The organism is Neorhizobium vignae, from assembly GCF_000732195.1.
Lineage (GTDB): Bacteria > Pseudomonadota > Alphaproteobacteria > Rhizobiales > Rhizobiaceae > Neorhizobium > Neorhizobium vignae.
The window spans coordinates 36,470-59,668 of sequence record NZ_JNNU01000029.1 but is presented as its reverse complement, the minus strand read 5'-3'; the positions used below and the strand labels follow the sequence as shown (position 1 = coordinate 59,668).

Below are 23,199 nucleotides of genomic sequence, written 5' to 3'. Positions count from 1 at the left end.
CCGCCGGGTCGAAAGATCCGGCGGTTTTTTTGTTTGGGTCAGCCGCTGATCTTGGAAAAATCCGCAACCGTCGCGGTTGCTTCGCGAATGGCCTTCAGGAGCGCCAGGCGGTTTGCACGGATCGCCGTGTCTTCGTCGTTGACCAGCACGTCCTCGAAGAATTTGTCGACGGGCGCGCGCAGCTTAGACAGGGCTTCCATGGCCGAGCGGAAATCTTCCTTGGCAACCGCATCGGACGCCTCCTTCGAGGCGACCACGATGGCTGCCCAGAGCGCCTTTTCGGCATCGAGCTTCAGCAGCTCTTCCGAAACGCCATCGGCGACGACGGTGCCCTTCTTTTCTTCCGCAGCGAGCAGCTGCACGGCACGCTTGGTGCCGGCGAGCAGGTTCTTGCCGTCTTCCGAGGTGATGAAGGCCGTCAATGCCTCGACGCGGCGGGCGACCAGCAGGAGGTCGTCGGCGTCCGGCGTGAGGACGGCGTCGATCAGGTCGTGGCGGGCGCCCTGGTCGCGGAGGTAGACTTTGAGACGGTCGTGGAAGAAGGAGAGGAGGTCGGGCTTATAAACCCTATCCGCGATCTCTTCTTCCGTCTTACCAGGATGAAAATAGAGATTCGGAACATAGGCCATTCGAAAAGCTTCGCTGAGCGCCAGCCGAACATTCCGCTCCAGCAAAATCCGCACCACGCCCAGCGCGGCACGACGGAGCGCATACGGATCCTTCGACCCCGTCGGCTTTTCGTCGATCGCCCAGAAACCCACCAGCGTGTCGAGCTTGTCCGCAAGCGCTACCGTCAGACCGACCTTGTCTTCCGGAAGACGATCGGAGGGGCCGTTCGGCTTCCAGTGATCCTCGATGGCGGCAGCAACCGACGGATCCTCGCCCTGCAGCATCGCATACTTGCGGCCCATCAAACCCTGCAGCTCGGGGAATTCGCCGACGGCCTCGGTGCGCAGGTCGGCCTTGGCCAGTACGGCCGCACGATCGACGAGGGCCGGATTGGCACCAACGATCGGCGCCAGTTGGGCAGCCAGCGCCCGAATACGCGCCACGCGCTCGCCTTGGGTGCCTAGCTTGGCGTGGAACGTCACGTTCAGCGCATCGAGCTTCGCCATGCGCTGGTCGAGCGGCTTTTTCAGATCGAGGTCGAACTTCGCAGCAGAATCCTTCAGCGTATCCAAATCAGGCATGTCGCCCTGGTCGCGGGTCCAGAAATGCTTGGCGTCGGAGAGACGGGCGCGCACGACCTTGCCGTTGCCGTGCATGATCTCCTTGCCGCCGTCCTTAGCCTCGATGTTCGAGATCAGGATGAAGCGGTTGGAGAGGCCCTCGCCGCCTGTCTGCGGGCGGGTGACGAAACATTTCTGGTTGGTCTTGATGGTCAGCCGGATGATTTCGGAGGGGATTTCGAGGTAATCCTGCTCGAACTCGCCCATCAGCACATGCGGCCATTCGACGAGGCCAGAGACCTCTTCCAGCAGGCCTTCGTCCTCGACGAGGTCGAGACCGTTGGCGAAGGCGAGGTCGCGGGCGTCGTGCAGGATGACGTCCTTGCGGCGGTCGGCATCGAGCATGACCTTCGCCTTTTCGAGGCTCGTCACATAGTCGTCGAAACGGCGCACGGTGATGGCGTCGGGCGCGTGGAACCGGTGGCCGTAGGTGACGTTGCTCGCTACCAGCCCGTCGATCTCGAAGGGGATGACCTGGGTTTCGTCATGTTCCGGGCCGAAGACGCAGACGATGGACTGCAGCGGACGTACCCAGCGCAGGCTTTCCGGGCCTTTGCCGTCGATACCGGCGAACCGGGCGCCCTTCGGCATGGAGGCGGCGCCCCAGCGCATCGATTTCGGCCAGGGGAAATTGCGGATGATGCCGGGCATCACCTGGGCGATGATCTCTTCCGCCGGACGGCCGGGCTTGGAGATGATCGCGACGTAGAAATCGCCCTTCTTCGGATCGTTGACGACCTGCGCTTCCGAAATCGACGAAAGACCCGCGCCGCGCAAAAAGCCGGCGATGGCGCCTTCGGGGGCGTCGGTGCGGGGACCCTTGCGCTCCTCGCGCTGGTCGGCCGAACGCGCCGTCAGGCCGCGGATATCCAGCGTCAGGCGGCGCGGCGTCCAGTATTCGCGCGCACCCTCATAGGTCAGGCCCGCTTCCACCAGCGCGTCGGTGACGAGCTTTTTCAGGTCTCCCGCCGCCTTGCGCTGCATGCGGGCGGGAATTTCCTCGGAGCGGAGTTCGAGAAGCAGATCGGGCATCGATAATCAACTTTTTGATGATTGTTCAACAGGGCGTGGCCTTAGCAAGCCCGCCGCCAAAAGTCACCAGCCGGATTGGCGAAAGTGTCTACCAACCGCCTCCCCCGCCACCGCCTCCCCCACCACCGGACGAGCCGCCGGAAAAGCCGGAGGAGGACGAGGAGGATTTTGGGGCGGGGATGGTCGAGGCGATGGTGGACGCCATCGAGGAGGAGAAGCCGCCGATGCGATCGCCGAAATTGGAACTGTTGCTGCCGCTATACCAACCGGGCGCATAGGCGCCGGCGGCAGCGCCTGCCGCAGCACTCGCAAGCCAGGTCTCGAATGTGTTGCTCCATGGCTTTTCGACACCGAGCGCCACCGCATAGGGCAGCAGCTTTTCGAAATGCTGCGGCGACATGGTCGGGGCGCCGGCCGTATTCATGCGGTCCTTTTCGGCGAGCGTCAGGTAGATGCGCAGGCCCTCGATGCCGTCCATCAGCTTGCGGCCGAGCGGCGTCGGGGCGCCTATCAGGAAGAAGAAGATGACGTTGGCGAGCACGATGCCGCCGACCGAGACCATGATCGGCCAATGCTCGTTGCCCGTCATTTCCGACATGATCGCCACCAGGACTGCCGAGCCAATCGACAGCGCCACCAGGCCGATAAAACCGAGGATAACGACCGAGACGATCTTCGAAACCAGCGACGAGCCGCGGCGAAAACCCTTGCCGAAACCAACGGCGAGGAAACCGAAGACCACGGCAAAAAACGCAGGGATGATCAGCATGGCGATCATGTCCGGTTCGAGATTGCCGAACACCAGCAGCGCGAGGATGGACAGCACGCTCAGGATAATGCCGCCGATCACATAGCCCTTGTTGCCATTGTAATATTTGCCGCGGTGTTCCTTCTCGATCGCCTGGCGGAAGCTTGCGCCGATCGACTGGACAGTGGTGCCGTGTGCCTCGTCGATGATCAGTGCCTGCCCCTTGGCACCGATGGAACCGAGGATCGAGGCCTGGCCGATCGGCACGTCCCGGGGGGCGCTCTTGTCTGTACGCCGGATGACGATCTTTTCCGCGAGGTCCTCCAGCGTTACGTAACCCTTGACCGCCAGATCGAGCGCGCTTGCGGCGAAGGCCGTCCAGCCGCCGCCGGAAAAGCCCTTGTTGTCGATGTAGTTGACGAGGGCCGGCGACAGGCCCTCCGGCGCATCCCAGCGCGGGACGACGACGCCGCGGTCCGGATCGCGGCCGACGCGGGTCCAGAAAAGGGCGTAATAACCGACGACGAGGACAAGGCCGACGATCGAGATGATCGTCCCGATGTTGTCGCGCCACCACCAGGCGCTTTCCTGATCTTTCGAAGGGGGAGCGACGACCCCTTTTGGAAAGCCGGCGACGATCGTCAGACCTTCCTGTATGCCGAGCGGCCTTGTGGTCGAAAAGACCGCCTGATTGCCATTGGCCTGCATGCGGGCATTGCGGGCGGTGGATCCGAGCGGGCCGGTATAGGCGGCGGTCTGGGTTATCCGCGCGTTGCCCGGCAGGGTCACCCGCGCCGAGGCCTGGGCGATGCGGAATTCCCAGCCGTTGCCGGTGGCATTCCAGTAAAGCTCGTCGTGGTCGTCGAAATAGCGGATCTGCCGGTCGGTCCTATAGGTAAAGACGAAGGTGTGCTCGCCATCCCGAAGGAAAACGTCCTTGTCGCCGGAATAGATGCGGATGCCGCCGGTGACGCTTTCCGTGTGGAAGGGTTCGGCCTGGCCGTCGCGGGTGACGGAAACGACCTCGAAACCGACCCGCACCGTGCGGCCGTTGGCATCCTGCATCGTCAGCGGGAAGTCGCGGAACAGGCCGCGCTTGATCCTGTCGCCTTCCGCATTGGCGATGATCGTTTCGGTCACCGTCAGGTCGCCATTGTCGGCGACCTGGATGTCGGAATGATAGGAGCGGATATATTCCTCCGCCGCGGCGGGCAGCGCCGCCGACAAGCAGAGAAGCAGAGCCAGACCAAAGCCGGAGAACCACCGCATCACGACATTCCTCCCCTTCGGCACCGGCCGATCCAGGTTTTTCGTTTAAACTATGTCCGTGTATTCGACCCCGAGCGAGGCCAGCACGTCCCAATAGCTGGGGAAGGTCTTGGCGACGCAATCGGGATCGAGAATGGTGATGCCGCCGATCATCAGCCCCGCCAGCGCAAAGCTCATGGCGATGCGGTGATCGGCAAAGGTGTTGATCTCGGCCGGCAGGATCTGGCCGGCGAGCGAGGGATCGGACGCGACGATCAGGTCGTCGCCCTCTTCCGTCGCAAGGCCCTCGCGGATGGCATTAAGGCCCAGCGAAAGCGCCCTCACCCGGTCGCATTCCTTGACCCGCAGGTTGGCGATGCCGGTAAAGCGCACCGGCGTTTCGTTGAAGGCGGCGAGCACGGCGAGCGTCGGGATCGCGTCCTGCATCTGCGACCCGTCGATTTCGGCCGGAAGATGCGGGAATTGGGCGATCACTTCGTAGGCCTTGGCATCCGGCTGGGTAAAGGCTGTGGCCGCCACGCCGAGATCGATGGCACCGCCGGTCAGCACTTCCGCCGCCCAGAGATAGGTGGCAGCCGAGGCATCCGGCTCGATGACGAAATCCGCGGCCTTGTAGCCGGTCGGCTCGACCTTCCAGGTCGCGGCGTCGATCTGCCCGACCCTGGCGCCGAATGCCTGCATGGCGGCGAGCGTCAGGTCGACATAACCGCGGGCGCCGATTTCCGCGCCGGCCAGCGCAACCGTCAAGGGGGCGTTGGCGCCTTGGCTGACAAGCGGCCCCGCCATCAGCAGCGCAGAGACGTATTGGCTGGAGAGTCCGGCATCGATCTCGACACGGCCGGAGGCGAAATGGCCGTTGCCGCGCACCGTCACCGGCGGGCAGCCGGTCGGCGCCTCGGCATCGATGCCGAGCGACTTCAGGGCAGTCACGAGCGGGCCGATCGGCCGCTTGCGCATGTGTTCGTCACCATCGACGACGACGGTACCATCCACCGAAGCGACGGCTGCGGTCAGAAAGCGGGTCGCGGTGCCGGCATTGCCGAGGAAGAGCGGGGCGGACGGCGGCAGAAGCTTACCGCCGCCTGTCACGACAAAGGTCGTCTCGTCCGGCTCGTCGACCGAAACACCCATGGCCCGCAATGCGTCGGCCATGTAGCGCGTATCGTCGCTCCGCAGCGCGCCGGTCAGCCGGCTGGTGCCCTCGGCAAGGCCCGCCAGAAGCAGCGCGCGGTTGGTGATCGATTTCGAGCCCGGCGGCATGGCGCGTCCGGAAAGCGGCTTGCCCGGCGGCAGGATGGTGAGTTTGGCTCTGCCCATGATATTCGTCTCTTAACGCCAAATGGAATGCCGCAATACGGCGGCCGACCGCGCTCTTAAACCGTTGCGGCACGAAGGTCCAATGGCGGATTTCAGAACTTGACGGTGGGGACGGCACGGTCGGCCGCGTTCTCGATCTCGAAATACTCGCGCTTCGAGAAACCGAACTGGCCGGCGACCAGGTTGTTGGGGAAGCTTTCGACCTTGACGTTCAGGTCACGGGCAGCACCGTTGTAATAACGGCGCGACATCTGGATCTCGCTTTCGATGGTTTCGAGCGATTCCTGCAGTTCGGAAAAATTCTGGTTCGCCTTGAGGTCCGGATAGGCTTCGGCAAGCGCGATGATCTTTCCGAGGGCCTGGCCGAGCAGACCTTCCGCCTGGGCGCGACCGGCGACATCGCCCGCCGGCACAGCCTGCGCCTGGTTGCGCAGCTTGACGACTTCCTCGAACGTGCTCTTTTCGTGGGCGGCGTATCCCTTCACCGTCTCGATGAGGTTCGGGATCAGATCGGCGCGGCGCTTCAGCTGCACGTCGATGCCGGACCAGGCCTCCTCCGCCATCTGGCGGGCTTTGACGAGGCCGTTGTAGATCATGACGACGTAGAGTGCGACGAGAACAATTATGCCGATCAAAATGTACATCTGAGTCTCCCGACTTGCCGTTGCGATGGGACAGTAGAGGCCTGGTATAAAAAAGTGGTTGAAGTCATCGATTATTTTTCGCGGTGACTGTTTTGATTTACAGCAAAGTTCCGACCGCGTGGATACCTTAGATTCTCTTGCAGAATAGGGGCGATTCCGAAGATTCGGCCCCACCCCAAAACAATCTGGATGGAATTGCCATGGCGTCCTTGGTGCGAACCGCCAATGTGCTGGCGTTTGCCGTGCTGTTTTTTCAGTACGGAGTAATGATGAAGCCGCCGCAGCCGGCCGGCACGCGCCGGTTTCTGCAGATCTATGCGGGGCAGCTTCCGACCGGAGCCTATCCGACCCTCAAACCCGTCTGGCAGTTGGGCACGCAATGGACGGGAACCGCCTGAACGGTTCGCCGCACGCGACCAGGTCCGAAATCAAGCAGCCTTGCCGAAATTCACACCACCGGCATCGGTCATCAGGAAGGCTTCGCCGCAGGCCTTTGCAAGCGTGCGCACACGCAGGATATAACTCTGGCGTTCGGTGACCGAGATCACCCCGCGGGCATCCAGCAGGTTGAAGACGTGGGACGCCTTGATGCACTGGTCATAGGCCGGGAAGACACATTTGTGCAGCATCTGGTTGGCGTTCGCACCCGGCGCGCCGGCCGCGAGCAGCGACTGGCATTCCTTTTCCGCATCGATGAAGTGCCGGTGCAGCATGGCGGTGTCGGCAAATTCGAAGTTATGGCGGGAATATTCCTGCTCGGCCTGCAGGAAGACGTCGCCATAGGAGATCTTTTCCTCGCCCTCGCGGCCGTTGAAATTGAGTTCGTAAATGCTGTCCACGCCCTGCAGATAGGTGGCGAGACGTTCAAGACCGTAGGTCAGCTCGCCGGCGACCGGCGAGCATTCGATGCCGCAGACCTGCTGGAAATAGGTGAACTGCGAGACTTCCATGCCGTCGCACCAGCATTCCCAGCCGAGGCCCCAGGCGCCGAGCGTCGGGCTTTCCCAGTCGTCCTCGACGAAGCGCACGTCGTGCAGCAGCGGATCGAGGCCGATTGCCGCAAGCGAACCGAGGTAGAGTTCCTGCAGGTTCGGCGGGTTCGGCTTCAGGATAACCTGGAACTGGTAATAATGCTGAAGGCGGTTGGGGTTCTCGCCGTAACGGCCGTCGGACGGACGGCGCGACGGCTGCACATAGGCGGCCTTCCACGGCTTGGGGCCGAGCGCGCGCAGCGTGGTGGCCGGATGGAAGGTACCGGCACCGACTTCCATGTCGTAGGGCTGGAGGATCGCACAACCGTTGTCGGCCCAGTAATTCTGGAGCGCGAGGATCAGCCCCTGGAAGGAGCGGGTCGGGGACATGTGGTCGGGCAGCTCGGTCATGGCCATATCTGTGTCGGTTCGAGGATGCGGACGAGTGCCACGCATCAGGGGCACGGGTCAAGGATTTATGCGTTTGCAGCATGCGGCTATGCGCGCCGGGCACGATCCATGCTAAGGTTCGTCCGTTCTTCCGGAGAAAGACCATGAACGTCAAGAACAGCTTCACCTTGTCCGAGCGCTCCCTGCGGCTTGCCGAAAAGCTCGTGGAGGACGGCCAGTTTCCCTCGGTCGAGAAAGTGCTCGAGGCCGGCATCGACAGCCTGCTGCGCGAGGAGGAAAGTTCCGCCCATGACGATCCGCTGATCGGCATGAAGGACGAAATCCGCCGCCGCGCTGAGCCGCGGGATCAGTGGTTGCCCTGGGATAGGGACGAAATGGCTAACCGCGTTCGCGAGCGACTCGCGGAAAAGCATGAGTTCAACGGAACGGGTTTATAACGGTGAGCTTCCCCTCGACGACCAAGCCGTCTTGAAGGTCTTCCGAGTAGTAGCGCGTGCAATCGGCTTTTAATGCCGCGGCCACCATCAACGCATCATAGAATGCGAAATTGTATCGCCCGACAAGTTTCAAAGCAGTCATGGTCATCTGCTGATCCATGGGAACGATCATCCAAGCCAATTTGGAAATAGCCTCGATCGCTTCCTCAATCAGTTCCAGCGGATGCCTAAGCTTTTTCCGCGCCACGTTTGCGAACTCGTTCAGCCCCTGAGTACTGAGAACGAATGGAGAGCCCACTAACTGTTGGGCTGTCGCTGCCCGCGTGTCCTTGGTGAAGGCGTAGACGAGAATGTTCGTGTCGAGAAAATTCGCGACCGTCGGCATCAGCGGGAATTCGCTTCGTCGCGATCGAACTTCCAGTCAGGGGGTAATTCCCATTTGAAGGATTTGATCTTTTCAAGCGCCTTCTCCCGGGTATCGTCGCGCTCGATTTCAAATACGGTGCCGTCCGCGATGCGCACGGTAATATCGTCGCCTTCCTTCAGACCTAAGGCGTCAACGACTGACGCTGGAATCCGGATTGCAAGACTGTTTCCCCATTTGGCGACCTGCATCACACACTCCAATGATATACTTTGCAAAAGTATATCATCAATCTGCCCCTTTGGTAAGTATTACTCCTCATCCCGCTTCACTCGGTATTCCCCCGTCGTGGGGTCCCTTTCCAGGGTGCCGATCGCGCCGGTCTGGCGCTCCTTTTCCTCGCGGCGGGTGCGCGATGACAGTCTTTCGGCGTCCTTGATGAACTTCTTGTAAAGCATCCAGCCGCCGCCGATGACGATGATCAGAAATAAAAGCTGCGCCATTTCCCCCTCTTTATTATCAAAAGCTCGTCACAGGCCGTAGCGGCTCCACATTGCCTTTTCTTCCAGGCTCGCGGCAAGTCCCGTGACCGCGCCTGCGGCGATTTCTCCGGCCCTGCCCTCCCCGAAGACGACGCCGGGCACGCGGCGGCCGAACAGGGTGCGGGCGCTGCCGATCAGTTCCAGCCTGGTATCCTTGCCGTAACGGCGCTTGAGGACCTCGCGCATGTCGCCGAGACTGTCGATCAGGCCGAGATCGAGCCCGCGCAGCCCGCTCCAGAACAGGCCTGAAAAGATCGTCGCATCGTCGGCCAGCCGCTCGCCGCGGCGCATCTTGACCATCTCGATGAACACCTCGTGGATTTCGAGCTGCAGGGCCTTCAGGTATTCGATGTCGCCTTCCTTTTCCGGCTGGAAGGGATCGAGAATCACCTTGTTCTCGCCGGCGGTATAGACGCGACGCTCGACACCGATCTTGCGCAGCAGTTCCGGAAAGCCGAACCCTCCGGACACAACGCCGATCGAGCCGACGATCGAGGTCGGATCGGCAAAGATCTCGTCGCCGGCGAGCGCGATCATGTAACCGCCCGAGGCCGCGACATCCTCGACGAAGACCAGCACCTTCTTGTCCTTTTCTTCCGCGAGCGAACGGATGCGCTGGAAGATCAGGCGCGACTGGACAGGCGAGCCGCCCGGCGAATTGAGCGAGATCGCGACGACCGGTGCGTCCTTCTTCGAGAAAGCCTTTTCGAGCATCGGCGCCACGCCGGCCAGGTTGAGGCTCTGCTTGAACTGGCTGCCGCCGGCCATGATCGCTCCGTGAAGCCGGACGACGGGTATCGTCAGCCCTTTCTTACGGAACCTTTTCGGCATCAACCTCTGCAAAAACCCGGCCATTTCTTTTCCTTCTGTCGCGTTCGGCTCTGCCTGAGCATGTATGTGACGGATTTTCAAACGCAATGGCTGCGCCACTTAAAGCAGGATTTTGATTTTTCCAGTTGCGAATGACTTGCATTATCATTCCAGCAAGGCATTATCCGCTCCCGAACGGAGATAGAGTGAAGATGGACGTTTTGGGTTCGAAGCAGGACAGCGGCTGGCGGAACAAGCGGGGAGAGGCATCGCTCTCCGACGTCCATCGAAGCATCAACATCTCGCAATCCGGATCCCGTTGGCGGCGGCTCGCCGCCTTTGCCGGGCCGGGTTACCTGGTCGCGGTGGGCTACATGGATCCCGGCAACTGGGCGACCTCGCTCGCCGGCGGGTCAAAGTTCGGGTATGCGCTGCTCGCGGTCGCGCTGCTGTCCAACCTGATGGCGATCGTGCTGCAGTCGCTCTGTGCGCGCCTTGCCATCGCATCGGGCCGAGATCTGGCGCAGGCGTGCCGCGACGCGTTTCCGAAATGGGTTTCCATCCCGCTCTGGGCGCTTGCCGAAATCGCCATCATCGCCACCGACATTGCCGAGGTGATCGGCACCGCCATCGGCCTCAACCTGATCTTCGGCATTCCGCTGGAGCTCGGCGTGCTGATCACGGCACTCGACGTCTTTATCATCCTCTACCTGCAGAAGATGGGCTTCCGCTGGGTGGAAGCCTTCATCATCACCCTGCTCGGCGTCATCGCCGTGTGCTTTGCGATTCAGATATTCCTTGCCGATCCGCAGTGGGGCGGCGTCATCCGCGGCTTCTTCCCAACCACCGAGATCGTCACCAATCCGGAGATGCTCTATCTGGCGCTCGGCATTCTCGGCGCGACCGTCATGCCGCATAACCTCTATCTGCATTCCGGCATCGTGCAGACCCGCAACTATGGCCATACTCTGCCCGAGAAGAAGGAAGCACTGACCTATGCGACGATCGACTCCACCGTCGCACTCTGCTTCGCACTGTTGATCAATGCCTCGATCCTGATCCTTGCGGCAGCCGCCTTCAACAGTACCGGGCGGACCGAGGTAGCCGAACTCGGCGAAGCACATTCGCTGCTGGCACCGCTCCTCGGCCTTGCCATTGCGCCGACGCTGTTTGGAATCGCGCTGCTCTGCTGCGGCCTAAATTCGACGGTGACGGCAACGCTCGCCGGTCAGATCGTCATGGAAGGCTTCCTCAAGATGAAGCTGCAGCCGTGGATCCGCCGCCTGATCACCCGGGGGATCGCCATCATCCCGGCCGCGTTCGTCACCATCTGGTACGGCGACGCCGGCACGGCGGAACTCTTGATCCTCACCCAGGTCGTGCTTAGCCTACAGCTCTCCTTCGCGGTCTTCCCGCTCGTCATGTTCACCGCCAGCAAGGCGAAGATGGGCGAACTCGTGGCGCCGATCTGGCTCTCCGGCATCGCCTGGCTGATCGCCGTCGTCATTGCCGGCCTCAACGTCAAGCTGCTCGTGGATTTCGTTTCGGGCTGAGGCGGGCATAGGCGACCCGGCCATTGTTGAGGTCGTCCACGAAAGCCGAGAAGGCATGGCCATCCGCGCCATGTACGAAAAGCGGCGCCCGGAATGTCAGCCGGGCGCGCGATCCCTTGACGGCGGTGACGAGAATGCGCGTCGCGCTTTCGTCAGGCCGGGGATGAAGGGCGGTGATTTCCAGCCCGCCGAAACGCCTGCCGCAGGCCTCGATGATCTCGGCGATCGATTGCGGCCGGGCGATCAGCGACAGCTGCCCGCCCGGCTTCATGATTGCGCCGGCGGTGCGGATCCAGGCTTCGAACAGGTCTTCCGTCATCGCATGCGCCTCGGCCTTGAGGGCATCCGGCGTCTTGCGGTCGCTGGCATCGTTGAAGGGCGGGTTCATGATCACGTGGTCGTGGATTTCGTCGACGAGGCCGGCGGCGAGCCGGGGCTTGCCGGTCAGCGTCACGTCCGCCTCCAGCACCTCGACGCGACCGGCCATGAAGGCGTTTTCGGGAAGCTCCAGCGTTTTGCGGGCATAGTCCGCCATCAGCGGCGATTTTTCGATCAGCAGGACTTTTGCCTGCTCCAGCCGCGAGGCGACCGCAAGACCCGCGGCACCGGCGCCCGAGCCGAGATCGGCGATGCTCACCGGCTTGTCGGAGGCGACCAATGAGGCGAGCAGCATGGCATCGACGCCTGAGCGATGGCCGCCGCCCTTCGGCTGCATGACGTGAAAGCGGCCGCGGTGGAAGGCGTCGATGGTGTGGGTGGGGGAAGTCATGCTTTGCGGCACCATTCGATGTCGGCCGGTTCACACATCCGTTGGCTTACATCCTGCGGCATAAACGATCGTCCCACCCAACCTTCAAGGCCGCAGCTCCGCTTCCAGCCCCGCGTCCTTCAGGATCCGCCGGGCCTCGTCGGCGCGCTCGCCATCGACCATCAGCCGACGCTGCAACAGGCCGAGCGAACCTTCGAGCACGCTCATCGACTGGTCGGCAACCATGCAGTAGATGCCCGCATCCTTCATCAGGCTCTGTGCCAGCGACAGGATCACGATGTCGTTGGTGCGGATGATCTCCAGCATGATGTCTTTGTTACCCCATTATATTCGGCCGGACGCGATTTGCGCTTGCCGCACTATCAGCCTCTTTCTATTGTCGTTTGAAAGATTTCGATAGGGAGGCCTGATCATTGGGCGTCGTCATACCGCTTGAAGAAGGCAAAAACAAACTGGCATCCGTCAAACCGCTGGTGGATCTGACCAAGGCGGACATGGATCGGGTCAACCAGCTGATCCTGTCCAAGGCCGGCTCCGACGTACAGATGATCCCGGAAGTCGCCAACCACCTGATCTCGTCCGGCGGCAAACGGCTGCGGCCGATGCTGACGCTCGCGTCTGCGGCCCTGTTCGGATACCAGGGCGAAGCCCATGTGAAGCTTGCGACGAGCGTGGAGTTCATGCACACGGCAACGCTTCTCCACGACGACGTGGTGGACGAAAGCGATCTGCGCCGCGGGCGTTCCACCGCACGGATGATCTGGGGAAACCAGGCAAGCGTTCTGGTCGGTGACTTCCTGCTCGGCCAGGCATTCCGGATGATGGTGGATGTCGGCTCGCTCGAAGCGCTCGACGTGCTGTCGGCCGCAGCCTCCGTCATCGCCGAAGGCGAGGTACTGCAGCTTTCCGTCGCCAAGAACATGGAGACGACCGAGGACGACTATCTTTCGGTCATCCGCGCCAAGACGGCTGCTCTCTTCGCCGCCGCCGCCGAAGTCGGGCCGATCATCGCCAATGCCGACAAGGCCGGCCGGGGCGCGCTGAAATCCTATGGCATGAACCTCGGGCTTGCGTTCCAGCTCGTGGACGACGCGCTCGACTACGGCGGCAAGGCTGCCGATCTCGGCAAGAACGTCGGCGACGATTTCCGCGAGGGCAAGATCACGCTGCCCGTTATCCTCTCCTATCGCCGCGGCACCGAAGCCGAGCGCGCCTTCTGGCGTCAGGCGATCGAGAAGGGCGAAAGCAGCGACGAGAACCTCGAAAAGGCGCTCCGCTTGATCAACAAATACGGCGCCCTGAACGACACGATCGGCCGGGCGCTGCATTACGGCACGATCGCCCGCGACGCGCTGGCACCGCTCCCCGCCTCTCCGCTCAAGGCCGCTCTTCTCGAAGTCATCGACTTCTCGATCCAGCGCGTGAACTGAGGGAAAGCCGTCCGTTGACGAAGGTGTGACCAGCGCCGCGGCTACGCGGCGCTGGGGATTTCCTTGCGGACGTGCTTCAAAAAAGCCATTCTATCATGAATCAATAGGGCGGAATCGGCGGCGGTATTTCACCGAATCGCCATGCTCTTACGAAAGGCATGTCTATGCGGCAGAAATCCAGCCTTCTTCTGCTCTCCAGCGTGGCGATTGCAACCGCTCTCCTGTTCGGAACGGTGGCCAATGCGGCGACGGCGGAAGCGAAGCCAGCGGTGAAAGACACGGTGACGTTCAGCCCTGGCAACGTGAAGACGTTTTCCGGCGCCTTCCTGGCAGCGCGGACCGCCGACGTCGATCATGACTACGACACTGCAATCGCGCTCTATCGCAAGGCGCTGGCTTTCGATCCCGCCAATCTGGAAATCCGCGAACGGCTGATGATCTCGCTGTTGCTCAACGGCGATTTCGACCAGGGTCTCGCCGAAGCCAATGCGCTGAAGGAAGACAACGCCGTCGAGCGGATCACCAAGATCGTCCGCGGCCTCGATGCCTTGCGGGCCAAGAAGTTCGACACAGCCAAGAAGGTCCTAGCCTATGAAGGCCCGAACGATCTCGACCGGCTGACCCACCAGCTTCTCTCCGCCTGGGCTGATGTCGGCGCCGGCAAGGGCAAGCAGGCGATGGCCAGCCTCAACAACCTCAAGGGACCTGCCTGGTACAAGGTGTTCACCGATTACCATCTCGGCGCCATGGCGCTGGTGACGGGCGATATCGGCACGGCGCGGCAGCACCTCAATACCGCCGTTACCAACAAGGAAGCCGTCGCCACCGCGCCGGACACGTTCATGCGCGCGGTCATGGCGCTGGCACGTCTCGAAGCGGCTGCCGGCAACAAGCAGAAAGCGCTGGACGCGATCTCCGTCGGTGACGGCATGGTCTCCAACTATGCGCCCCTCAAGGCCCTGCGCCAGAGCATCGAGAAGGGCCAGAAGCCTGAACAGCAGGTCAGCAATGCCGCAGAAGGCGCTGCCGGCGTCCTGTTTTCGATCGGCGGGGCGCTGAACCGCCAGGGCGCCGAGGACATGGTCTCGCTCTACCTGCAGATTTCCCACGCGCTCGATCCCAAGAGCGCCGATACGCTGATCCTGCTCGGCGGCATCGCCGAAAAGCTCAAGCAGCCGGAGCGCGCCATCAAGTTCTATGCCAGCGTTCCGGCCGATTCGCCGATGCGCCGAATTTCCGAGCTGCAGCTCGGAGTGACGCTTTCCGATACCGGCAAGGTGGAGGAGGCCAAGCAGCACCTGAAGTCGCTGATCGATTCCGATCCCTCCGACATCCGCAGCTACATCGCCTATGGCAGCGTCCTTTCCGACGCCAAGGACTACAAGAGCATGGCGGAAACCTACGACAAGGCCGCCGAGGTCATCGGGCCTGTGCCTAAGCCCGGCGACTGGACCATCTTCTTCCAGCGCGGCATCGCCTACGAGCGGCTTAAGAACTGGGCAAAGGCGGAGCCGAACTTCCGCAAGGCGCTCGAGCTCAATCCGGAGCAGCCGCAGGTCCTCAACTATCTCGGCTATTCGCTGGTCGACATGAGCAAGAACCTCGACGAAGGTCTGGACATGATCAAGCGGGCCGTCGATGCACGGCCGGATGACGGATATATCGTCGACTCGCTCGGCTGGGCCTATTTCCGGATGGGTAAGTTCGACGATGCCGTGACCGAGCTGGAGCGTGCCGTCCAGCTGCGTGCCGGCGATTCGACGATCAACGACCATCTCGGCGATTCCTACTGGCGCGTCGGGCGCAAGCTCGAGGCCGTCTACCAGTGGAACCGGGCGCTGATCTCGGAAGGTGAAGATATCAACCGCGAGCAGATCAAGGAGAAGATCGAGAAGGGCCTGGCGCCCCTCGATCCGAACGCGACGACCGCCGACCGCAGTCCGACGGAACCCGTGGCACCCGCCCCGCCGGCGCCGGCCAATCCCGACAAGAAATCCTGACGCGCATGTTTCTGGACAATCCGTCATCCGACAGCAGGCTCGCCGACAAGGCGGGCCTTTTCGAACTGGCGCCCGCCAAGATCAATCTCGCCCTGCACGTGACCGGCCAGCGGGCTGACGGTTATCATCTGCTCGAAAGCATCGTGACTTTCGCGGACACGGGCGATCGGCTGTACTTCAGCGAGGCAGACACCGACGATCTTTCCGTTTCCGGCCGATTCGCCTCGCTATTGCCGACCTCGGCGGAAGGCAAGACGGGCAATCTCGTGCTGAAAGCGCGCGATCTCCTGCGCACGGCGCTGGAGGATAAAGGCGTTCCGGCGCCGCCGGTTGCCATCCATCTCGAAAAGAACCTGCCGGTCGCAGCCGGTATCGGCGGCGGTTCGGCGGATGCGGCAGCAGCCCTGCGCGGCCTGATGCGCTTCTGGAATGCCAGCCTGCCGGACGGGCAACTGGCAGCGCTCGGGCTTTCGCTTGGCGCCGACGTTCCGATGTGTCTCAAGAGCGAGGCGCTGATGGCTAGGGGGATCGGCGAGGAACTGACCGCGCTTCCAGGTCTGCCATCGCTGTCGCTGGTGCTCGGCAATCCGCTCGTCGGTGTCTCGACGCCGGATATCTTCCTGCGCCTGACGCAAAAGGAAAACGCGGCGATCGGCCCGTTCGACAACGACTGGATCGGTTTCCTGAAAACGCTGCGCAACGATCTCGAACCGCCGGCGCGCTCGCTGGTGCGCGAGATCGACCAGATCTCCAGCCTGATCGGCGCGGAGGGGACGGTGCTGACGCGGATGTCCGGTTCCGGCGCTACCTGCTTCGGGATATTTCCTTCCTTCGAAGCGGCGGAAAGGGCGATGGAAAGCCTTAACGGCCAGAAGCCGGAATGGTATTTTCAGGCTGTGAGAACCGTTGGACAGGTGACAGAGAAAATCCAATGAACCGGATCGACGAAACCCGTTCCTTCATCCCCGTCGGCATCGCCGTGCTGACCGTCTCCGACACCCGTACGCTTGCAGACGACAAGTCCGGCGACACGCTGGTGGCGCGGATCGCGGAAGCAGGCCATGACCTGAAGGCGCGCACGATCGTGCCCGACGACAAGGACCGCATTGCCGGTCAGGTGCGGGAATGGACGCTCGATCCGGATATCGACGTGGTGATTACTACCGGCGGCACGGGCTTTACCGGCCGGGACGTGACGCCCGAGGCGCTGGAGCCGCTGTTCGAAAAACGCATGGACGGCTTTTCCGAAGTCTTCCACCGGATTTCCTATGACAAGATCGGCACTTCGACGATCCAGTCGCGGGCGACCGGTGGGGTTGCGAATGCCACCTTCATCTTCGTGCTGCCGGGTTCGCCCGGCGCCTGCAAGGACGCGTGGGACGGCATTCTGAAGGCACAGCTCGACTACCGCCACATGCCCTGCAATTTCATCGAGATCATGCCGCGGCTCGACGAACACCTGAAGCGCGGCGGCAAATAGCTGCTACCTGACGGCCGCCGCCACCCAGGCCGGAATAATCTCGCTGGCGAGCTTCGACACCTTTTGGCCTCGCGCCAGCGTTTCCAGGTCCATCCCCGATTTTGCGAGCGCAATCGCCTGCCGCTTCGGCAGCAGCATGCCGTATTCCAGCGGCGGCACGGCGCGGCCGATGCGCTTGAAGAACGGTCGCCTATAGTTGCGCGCCGGGGCAAAGCGGGCCGGCTGCTTGTTCAGCGCGATGTATTCCATCACCTCGTCGATCCAGCCGGCCTGCAGCCGGGCGCCGGGTTCGACCAGCAGCAACCATTCTCCACGGGCGCCGCGCAAGATATCCTTGATGTCCCAATGGCCGTAAAAACGGCAGCCGGCCGCATCGGCGACGCGGGAGGAACCGTCCCGCGAGCCGTGGTCGAGCACCACGACATCGCTCACAAGTCCCTCCACCGCAGCGGAAACGAGCACCGAGAGCGTCTGCGCGAGCTCGGATTCCTGATCGCGGCATTCCATGATGACAGTCAGCATTCCTGACATGTAACGCATTGCAACAAGGAACGCCAGAAATGCGGGCCTTCAATTTTGTTCTTGCAATGTTCTCATTTCGGCGCTAGGAATTTAGTCATCAGGAACGGGGAATTTCCCCTTCAGGAGCTAACCCATGAACGAGCTGCATCTATTGCGGCAGGACGCTTTCGCGCCTGCCCATACGGCCGATATTGCCGATGCGTTGGTCAAATCCTCCGGTCTTCGGATCGAGGTCGACCGGCGCCGCGGGCGCGGTGCGGGGCTCAATCCGAGCGGCCGTTTCGAGGAGGAGCGCCGCGAAGCATTCGACGACGGCTGGCAGACGCTGGAGGAACTCGAACCGTTCAGGACCGAGGTGCAGGTGGAAAAGCCGCGCACCGCGATCACCCGCAACGAATCCCCCGACCTTTCCTTCGACCGCTCGATCAATCCCTATCGCGGCTGCGAACATGGCTGCATCTATTGCTTCGCCCGGCCGACGCACAGTTTCATGGGGCTTTCGCCGGGCCTCGACTTCGAATCGAAACTGTTTGCCAAGCCGGACGTGCCGAAACTGCTCGAGCGGGAGCTGAGCCGCCCGGATTACAAGGTGCGAGCGATTGCGATCGGCACCAATACCGACCCCTATCAGCCGATCGAGCGGGAATGGCGGATCATGCGTCAGATTCTCGAAGTGCTGCAGAAAGCCAACCATCCTGTCGCGATCGTCACCAAGTCGGCGCTGATCACCCGCGACATCGACATCCTTGCCGACATGGCTTCGAAAGGGCTCGCGAAGGTAGGCATTTCGGTCACCACCCTCGACCGCAAGCTTGCCCGCACCATGGAGCCGCGCGCCTCGACCCCTCCCAAGCGCCTCTCTGCCATCAAGGCGCTGACTGATGCCGGCGTTCCGACCGCGGTCATGATGGCTCCGGTCATTCCGGCGCTGAACGACCATGAGATCGAGCGGATCCTCGACGCCGGCCATGCGGCAGGGGCGACTGAAGCAAGCTACGTGCTCCTGCGCCTGCCGCTGGAAGTGAGCCCCCTCTTCCGCGACTGGCTGCTGCAGAACTATCCGGACCGCTACCGGCACGTGATGTCGCTCGTCCGCTCGATGCGCGGCGGCAAGGACTACGACGCCGAGTGGGGCAAGCGGATGAAGGGCGCCGGTCCCTATGCCTGGCAGATCGGCCGCCGTTTCGAGATGGCCACCAAGCGGCTCGGCATGGTCCGGCGCGGCCTGCCGCTGCGCGACGACATCTTCCTTCGTCCCGACGGCGGCGGCATCCAGCTTTCGCTGCTCTGACCGGACCGGCTTCCGGTTCGATTGCGAATTCCAATTTTCGACGCGACCCGCCCTGTCCCCGCGTCGGAAAACACCCCGGTTCCACCGCCGCCCCTCGGTGGATAGCGACGCCGCAATCGCCCGCCGGGGGTTGCAGGAGGTCGGGACGACGTGCGAGGTTGCCGCCATGTTACCTCGCACGTCGCCCGATTCTCCGATGCTTTTCGAAGACGTTCCGCTGGTTCCGGATTTCAGTCTGGAGCTCGTGGCACGCCAGGCCGGCCACTGGCCGGTCGCGGGTACCGACGAGGCAGGACGCGGGCCTCTGGCAGGCCCGGTCGTTGCCGCCGCCGTCATCCTCGACCCCGACAATATCCCGGACGGCCTCAACGATTCCAAGCAGCTGACCCTTAACCAGCGCGAGGCTTTGTTCGAGGCGATCATGGCGACGGCCGAAGTGTCGATCGCCGCGTCCGGACCACGCCATATCGACGAGCGCAACATCCTGCGCGCCAGCCTCGACGCCATGCGCCGCGCAGTGGCGGGACTTGCCGTCACGCCGGCCTATGTGCTTGCCGACGGCCGCGACGTGCCGCAGGGGCTCTGCTGCCCCGGCAAGGCGGTCATCAAGGGGGATGCCCGCTCCGTATCGATCGCCGCCGCCTCGATCATCGCAAAAGTCACCCGCGACCGGATGATGACCCGCGCGCACTTCGTCTTCCCAGGGTACGGCTTTGCCAATCACGTCGGTTATGGGACGGCCCAGCACCGCGCCGGCATCGAGGCGCATGGCCCCTGTTCCCTGCATCGGATGAGTTTCCGGCCGCTGCGCAAGGATGAGCTGCCGGAGAGCTGACCGGTAGAAATCCACGCCCCGTCCAGCGAAGCTGCTCAGCCCGTCGGCATCGTCTTGAGCATGCTCGGCCGCCCCGATACCCGTTCCCACCAGGACATCAGGCCGGAATGCTTGCCCAGCAGGTCGTTTGCGACGGGCGATTTCATAAAATAGTCGATCATCGGCGCCAAATGAAGGTCCGCCAGGCTGATCCCATCACCGCAGAGCCACGCAGAGTTCTGCGACAGTTCGGCAAGGGCCTTCAGGCAGGTCGGCGCCCTTTCGAGCGCAGCATCCATGCGGACAACATCCGTCTGCCTGCCACTGGCGGGTTTGGAAACCTGCTCGACATAAATGCCCCACACGAGTGTCGGGTAGACATAGCTGTCCGCAATGCCGATCATCTGGTTCATGCGCGCCCGAATGCGAGGGGCGGCTGGCTGCAACGCGGGACCACCAAATGCCTCATCGACATAGCGCGTAATCGCTCCCGTTTCGTAGAGCTTAAAGTCATCATCTTCGAACGCGGGGATACGCCCGAAGGGCTGGCGTTCGAGGTACGACGGTGGCGGACCACCTGCCGCAAAGACATCGATCGGCACCAGTTCGTGGTCCACGCCCTTCTCCAGGAGGACAAGGCGGGCCGTCCGCACATAAACGCTGTAGTCCGCGCCGAACAATCGTGGCTTGCGCATGAAGTTCTCCCCAGGAATCCTGTATTCCCGAAACAAAAAAGCCGGGGTATTGCCCCGGCCTTTTCAAAAGTCTCATGTGACTGAAATCAGTTCAGTCTCGACTGCACCTTGCCGACGGCGTCCTTGAAGAGCGTGTCCTGGGTGGAGGCATCGGCCTTGCGGGCGATGACGCTCTGGGCGGCGGCGATAGCGAGATCGACGGCGGCGGCGCGCACGGCGCCGATCGCTTCGGCTTCCGCCTGTTTGATCTTCTGCTCGGAGAGCGCGTTGCGGCGGGTGACGAATTCGTCGGTCTTCTGGCGAGCTTCCTCGGTCAGGGCCGCAGCTTCACGCTCGGCGACGGCCACGATCTGGGCGGCTTCCGCTTCGGCTTCCTTGCGCTTGCGCTGGTATTCGGCGAGCAGGGTCTGCGCTTCCTCGCGCAGACGCTTGGCTTCGTCGAGTTCCTTGCTGATGTTGGCGGCGCGCTCGTCGAGCGACTTCGCCATCATGCCCGGCACTTTCAGGTAAACGATCAGGGCCAGGAAGATGACGAGTGCGACGAGTGCGAAAAATGTTGCATCCAATGTCATTGGATCAGGCCTCCGTCTTCGCGGCTGCAACTGCAGCCTTGATGTCGTCGCCGCTTGCCTTGGCGCCGATCAGCTGGTCGACGATCGCGGTGGCGGTCTCTTCGGCGATCTGGCCGACTTCTGCGAAAGCCTTTGCCTTGATTTCGCCGATGCGGACCTCGGCAGCGGCCAGCTTCTCGGTCAGTTCGGCCTCGATCGCGGCGCGGTCGGCGACAGCCTTGGTCTTGGCGGCCTCGCGAGCGGTTTCGGCGATCTTGTGGCCCTTGGAACGGGCGGCTGCCAGTTCCTTTTCATAGGTCTCGACGGCGGCGTCCGCTTCCGCCTTCAGGCGGGCGGCCTCGTCGAGGTCCTGGGCGATCCGGTCGTGGCGGTGTTCGAGAATGCCGCCCACGCGCGGAACGATGACCTTCTTCATCAGCAGGTAGAAAAGGCCGAAGCTGATGATCAGCCACAGAAGCTGCGAAGCGAAATAGGTGGAATCCAGGGGCGGGAACGCACCCTTGTGTTCGCCGCCGTGGGCAACGCCGGTTTCGGTATGCACTTCGCCAGCGGGCGCGGCAGGCGTATTTGGAGCGGCCGGCGCGGTCTGCGCATATGCCGAGGTCACGAACATCATCACCTCCAGGTGAATTCCAAATGCGAAAGACCACGGCCGCCCTGTTCAGGCGGCCGCGATCGAATTCCTGGCCTGGATATCAGACCACGAACAGGAGAAGGAGAGCGACGAGCAGCGAGAAGATGCCCAGAGCTTCCGTAACGGCGAAGCCGAATACCAGACGGCCGAACTGGCTGTCAGCGGCAGACGGGTTGCGCAGTGCGCCCGACAAGTAGCTGCCGAAGATGTTGCCGAGGCCAAGAGCCGTACCGGCCATACCAAAGCAAGCCAGGCCTGCACCGATGAACTTTGCTGCTTCCGCTTCCATGAGAAACTCCTTCGAAATGGTTGTTGCGGCTGTAGACTGACGCCTATGACGCCAATGTCTTTATCCTTAGTGCCCGCCGGGATGGACCGCGTCGTTGAGGTACATGCAAGTGAGCACCGCAAAGACGTAGGCCTGGAGGAAGGCGACGAGGAATTCGAGACCGGTCAGGGCGACGGTCATGATGAGGGGCAGTATGGCACCACCGATGCCGAGTGCGCCGAGCGCTCCAAGCGAGCCGACGAAGCCCGCGAACACTTTCAGCGTGATGTGGCCGGCCAGCATGTTGGCGAACAGACGAACGGAGAGCGAAATCGGACGCGAGAGGAACGAGATCACTTCGATCGCCACGACCAGTGGCAGAAGTGCCCCCGGGACGCCGCTCGGTACGAAGAGCTTGAGGAAATGCAGGCCGTGCTTGTAGAAACCGTAGACGATGACCGTGCCGACCACGAGAAGCGCCAGCGCGAAGGTGACGATGATCTGGCTGGTGACGGTGAAGAAATAGGGGAACATGCCGAGCAGGTTTGCGGTCAGCACGAACATGAACAGCGAAAAGACCAGCGGGAAGAACTTCATGCCATGGCTGCCGGCGCCTTCGCGCAGCATGTTGGCGATGAATTCATAGGACATTTCCGCAACCGACTGCGCGCGCCCCGGAACGACCGAGCGCTGCGAGGTGGAGAAATAGAGGAAACCTGCGGCGCAAGCCACGGTCGCAACCATGAACAGGGATGCATTGGTAAAGGAGAAGTCGATGCCGCCGATTTCGATCGGAACGATCTTGCTGATCTGGAACTGATGGATCGGATCGTTTGCCACCGTCTACCTCTTTCATTCGCCGCGTTGAGCGGCTCCCTTCACTTCGCCGGAAGCGCCCTTCTTAAAGGCCGCCTTCCTTTCCGTCCCCGTCGCTGCGCTTCTGCAGGGCAGGCGGCTGAGCCACCTTTCCCACCGAGCGAAGCACGTTCAAGATACCGGCACAGAAGCCGAGGAGGAGAAGAACGATCATCCCCCACGGCGACGTGCCGACATAATAATCGAGCGCATAGCCCAGAATCGCACCGACTGCGATCGCGGAGATGAACTCGGAGGAAATCTTGAAGCCGAGGGCCATGCCCTTTCGGCTTTCTTCAGATTGCGCGTCCCGCCTCGCCTCTGCGTCGTCTTCGGCTTTCCTTTCCGCAAGTTTTGCGGAAAGACGCCGCCGGCGCTCTTCCAGACCATCGTCGCGGTGATCCGTCATGTGCGTCCTCCCCTATTTCTGCTCCCGGCACAACCGGTTTTATGCTTTCCAACCGCAAAAAAGTGCAGTTAGCGGGGGATTTCGCGCCGTCCGGCCCGTTTTCAAGTCGCGCGCAACATAGTTTTGCCCGCCC

At 62.3% G+C, this 23,199-nt stretch carries 27 protein-coding genes; 9 read left to right on the top strand and 18 right to left on the bottom strand.

From position 1 onward, the window contains the following. Window positions 1–38: 38 nt before the first annotated feature. The 4 genes from glyS to GQ59_RS28130 all read right to left on the bottom strand — a co-directional run bounded on the left by glyS (window position 39) and on the right by GQ59_RS28130 (window position 6,239). Window positions 39–2,261 (bottom strand): glycine--tRNA ligase subunit beta, encoded by a 2,223-nt coding sequence (glyS, locus tag GQ59_RS28145; RefSeq protein ID WP_037087730.1) that lies wholly within the window; start codon window positions 2,259–2,261, stop codon window positions 39–41. Window positions 2,262–2,349: 88 nt separating this feature from the next. Continuing rightward, window positions 2,350–4,281, bottom strand: a complete 1,932-nt coding sequence (locus GQ59_RS28140; protein ID WP_174459638.1) for a DUF2207 domain-containing protein — start codon at window positions 4,279–4,281, stop codon at window positions 2,350–2,352. Window positions 4,282–4,323: 42 nt separating this feature from the next. Continuing rightward, complete coding sequence (locus tag GQ59_RS28135) at window positions 4,324–5,598, bottom strand: 3-phosphoshikimate 1-carboxyvinyltransferase (RefSeq protein ID WP_152564483.1); 1,275 nt, start codon at window positions 5,596–5,598, stop codon at window positions 4,324–4,326. Between the two features lie 89 nt (window positions 5,599–5,687). Then, complete coding sequence (locus GQ59_RS28130; RefSeq protein ID WP_037087725.1) at window positions 5,688–6,239, bottom strand: LemA family protein; 552 nt, start codon at window positions 6,237–6,239, stop codon at window positions 5,688–5,690. Between the two features lie 200 nt (window positions 6,240–6,439). Between GQ59_RS28130 and GQ59_RS28125 the strand changes: the two genes are divergently transcribed. Then, window positions 6,440–6,637 carry a hypothetical protein gene (locus GQ59_RS28125; RefSeq protein ID WP_037087724.1) on the top strand — a complete coding sequence of 66 codons (198 nt, stop codon included), beginning with the start codon at window positions 6,440–6,442 and terminating at the stop codon, window positions 6,635–6,637. A gap of 30 nt (window positions 6,638–6,667) precedes the next feature. On the opposite strand, the gene GQ59_RS28120 is transcribed toward GQ59_RS28125, so the two are convergent. Further along, the gene (locus GQ59_RS28120; protein WP_037087739.1) at window positions 6,668–7,621 is read right to left on the bottom strand and encodes a glycine--tRNA ligase subunit alpha; all 954 of its coding nucleotides are present in this window, start codon (window positions 7,619–7,621) and stop codon (window positions 6,668–6,670) included. A 143-nt stretch (window positions 7,622–7,764) separates the two neighbouring features. Between GQ59_RS28120 and GQ59_RS28115 the strand changes: the two genes are divergently transcribed. Beyond that, window positions 7,765–8,058, top strand: coding sequence for a hypothetical protein (locus GQ59_RS28115; RefSeq protein WP_037087723.1), 294 nt, complete (start codon window positions 7,765–7,767; stop codon window positions 8,056–8,058). Here the strand turns inward: GQ59_RS28115 and GQ59_RS28110 are convergent. Genes GQ59_RS28110 through GQ59_RS28095 form a run of 4 tightly spaced genes read right to left on the bottom strand, consistent with a single transcriptional unit; the run spans window position 8,039 to window position 9,819 of the window. Further along, window positions 8,039–8,443: a PIN domain-containing protein gene (locus GQ59_RS28110; protein ID WP_037087721.1), complete on the bottom strand. Its 405-nt coding sequence runs from the start codon at window positions 8,441–8,443 to the stop codon at window positions 8,039–8,041. The genes GQ59_RS28115 and GQ59_RS28110 overlap by 20 nt on opposite strands. Then, the gene (locus GQ59_RS28105; protein ID WP_037087720.1) at window positions 8,443–8,673 is read right to left on the bottom strand and encodes an AbrB/MazE/SpoVT family DNA-binding domain-containing protein; all 231 of its coding nucleotides are present in this window, start codon (window positions 8,671–8,673) and stop codon (window positions 8,443–8,445) included. Before GQ59_RS28105 ends, GQ59_RS28110 begins: the two co-directional genes overlap by 1 nt. 60 nt (window positions 8,674–8,733) lie before the next feature. Then, window positions 8,734–8,925 (bottom strand): hypothetical protein, encoded by a 192-nt coding sequence (locus GQ59_RS28100; protein ID WP_007772443.1) that lies wholly within the window; start codon window positions 8,923–8,925, stop codon window positions 8,734–8,736. Window positions 8,926–8,952: 27 nt separating this feature from the next. After that, entirely contained in the window at window positions 8,953–9,819 is an 867-nt protein-coding gene (locus GQ59_RS28095; RefSeq protein WP_037087719.1) for a S49 family peptidase, read from the bottom strand. A 167-nt stretch (window positions 9,820–9,986) separates the two neighbouring features. Here GQ59_RS28095 and GQ59_RS28090 point away from each other — a divergent pair, with 167 nt between their 5' ends. Then, window positions 9,987–11,327 (top strand): Nramp family divalent metal transporter, encoded by a 1,341-nt coding sequence (locus GQ59_RS28090; protein WP_037087718.1) that lies wholly within the window; start codon window positions 9,987–9,989, stop codon window positions 11,325–11,327. On the opposite strand, the gene GQ59_RS28085 is transcribed toward GQ59_RS28090, so the two are convergent. Both GQ59_RS28085 and GQ59_RS28080 read right to left on the bottom strand, forming a co-directional pair. Next, window positions 11,296–12,096 carry a tRNA1(Val) (adenine(37)-N6)-methyltransferase gene (locus GQ59_RS28085; protein WP_037087738.1) on the bottom strand — a complete coding sequence of 267 codons (801 nt, stop codon included), beginning with the start codon at window positions 12,094–12,096 and terminating at the stop codon, window positions 11,296–11,298. The genes GQ59_RS28090 and GQ59_RS28085 overlap by 32 nt on opposite strands. An 84-nt stretch (window positions 12,097–12,180) precedes the next feature. Then, window positions 12,181–12,402, bottom strand: a complete 222-nt coding sequence (locus tag GQ59_RS28080; RefSeq protein WP_037087717.1) for a putative signal transducing protein — start codon at window positions 12,400–12,402, stop codon at window positions 12,181–12,183. A 107-nt stretch (window positions 12,403–12,509) separates the two neighbouring features. Between GQ59_RS28080 and GQ59_RS28075 the strand changes: the two genes are divergently transcribed. From GQ59_RS28075 to moaB, 4 genes are all read left to right on the top strand, one after another. Then, a complete protein-coding gene (locus GQ59_RS28075; RefSeq protein WP_037087716.1) occupies window positions 12,510–13,526 on the top strand; it encodes a polyprenyl synthetase family protein in 1,017 nt (338 codons plus the stop codon). Window positions 13,527–13,690: 164 nt separating this feature from the next. Then, window positions 13,691–15,526, top strand: a complete 1,836-nt coding sequence (locus GQ59_RS28070; RefSeq protein ID WP_051904245.1) for a tetratricopeptide repeat protein — start codon at window positions 13,691–13,693, stop codon at window positions 15,524–15,526. Between the two features lie 5 nt (window positions 15,527–15,531). Next, window positions 15,532–16,461 (top strand): 4-(cytidine 5'-diphospho)-2-C-methyl-D-erythritol kinase, encoded by a 930-nt coding sequence (locus GQ59_RS28065; RefSeq protein WP_037087714.1) that lies wholly within the window; start codon window positions 15,532–15,534, stop codon window positions 16,459–16,461. Then, window positions 16,458–17,006, top strand: a complete 549-nt coding sequence (gene moaB, locus GQ59_RS28060; RefSeq protein WP_037087713.1) for a molybdenum cofactor biosynthesis protein B — start codon at window positions 16,458–16,460, stop codon at window positions 17,004–17,006. Before GQ59_RS28065 ends, moaB begins: the two co-directional genes overlap by 4 nt. A gap of 3 nt (window positions 17,007–17,009) precedes the next feature. On the opposite strand, the gene GQ59_RS28055 is transcribed toward moaB, so the two are convergent. Then, window positions 17,010–17,528 (bottom strand): glycosyl transferase, encoded by a 519-nt coding sequence (locus GQ59_RS28055; protein WP_037087712.1) that lies wholly within the window; start codon window positions 17,526–17,528, stop codon window positions 17,010–17,012. Between the two features lie 133 nt (window positions 17,529–17,661). On the opposite strand from GQ59_RS28055, the gene GQ59_RS28050 reads away from it, so the two are divergent. Continuing rightward, window positions 17,662–18,819, top strand: a complete 1,158-nt coding sequence (locus GQ59_RS28050; protein WP_037087711.1) for a PA0069 family radical SAM protein — start codon at window positions 17,662–17,664, stop codon at window positions 18,817–18,819. 166 nt (window positions 18,820–18,985) lie between these two features. After that, window positions 18,986–19,654: a ribonuclease HII gene (rnhB, locus tag GQ59_RS28045; RefSeq protein ID WP_037087710.1), complete on the top strand. Its 669-nt coding sequence runs from the start codon at window positions 18,986–18,988 to the stop codon at window positions 19,652–19,654. A 35-nt stretch (window positions 19,655–19,689) separates the two neighbouring features. On the opposite strand, the gene GQ59_RS28040 is transcribed toward rnhB, so the two are convergent. The 6 genes from GQ59_RS28040 to GQ59_RS28015 all read right to left on the bottom strand — a co-directional run bounded on the left by GQ59_RS28040 (window position 19,690) and on the right by GQ59_RS28015 (window position 23,066). After that, window positions 19,690–20,328: a glutathione S-transferase family protein gene (locus GQ59_RS28040; RefSeq protein WP_037087709.1), complete on the bottom strand. Its 639-nt coding sequence runs from the start codon at window positions 20,326–20,328 to the stop codon at window positions 19,690–19,692. Window positions 20,329–20,414: 86 nt separating this feature from the next. Next, on the bottom strand, window positions 20,415–20,900 hold the full coding sequence (locus GQ59_RS28035) for a F0F1 ATP synthase subunit B (protein ID WP_037087708.1): 486 nt from the start codon (window positions 20,898–20,900) through the stop codon (window positions 20,415–20,417). A gap of 4 nt (window positions 20,901–20,904) precedes the next feature. Next, window positions 20,905–21,513 (bottom strand): F0F1 ATP synthase subunit B, encoded by a 609-nt coding sequence (locus GQ59_RS28030; protein ID WP_084683319.1) that lies wholly within the window; start codon window positions 21,511–21,513, stop codon window positions 20,905–20,907. 82 nt (window positions 21,514–21,595) lie between these two features. Further along, window positions 21,596–21,823, bottom strand: coding sequence for a F0F1 ATP synthase subunit C (locus GQ59_RS28025; protein WP_037087706.1), 228 nt, complete (start codon window positions 21,821–21,823; stop codon window positions 21,596–21,598). A gap of 66 nt (window positions 21,824–21,889) precedes the next feature. Then, window positions 21,890–22,642, bottom strand: coding sequence for a F0F1 ATP synthase subunit A (locus GQ59_RS28020; protein ID WP_037087705.1), 753 nt, complete (start codon window positions 22,640–22,642; stop codon window positions 21,890–21,892). Window positions 22,643–22,703: 61 nt separating this feature from the next. Beyond that, window positions 22,704–23,066 carry an AtpZ/AtpI family protein gene (locus tag GQ59_RS28015; RefSeq protein ID WP_037087704.1) on the bottom strand — a complete coding sequence of 121 codons (363 nt, stop codon included), beginning with the start codon at window positions 23,064–23,066 and terminating at the stop codon, window positions 22,704–22,706. Window positions 23,067–23,199: the final 133 nt, after the last annotated feature.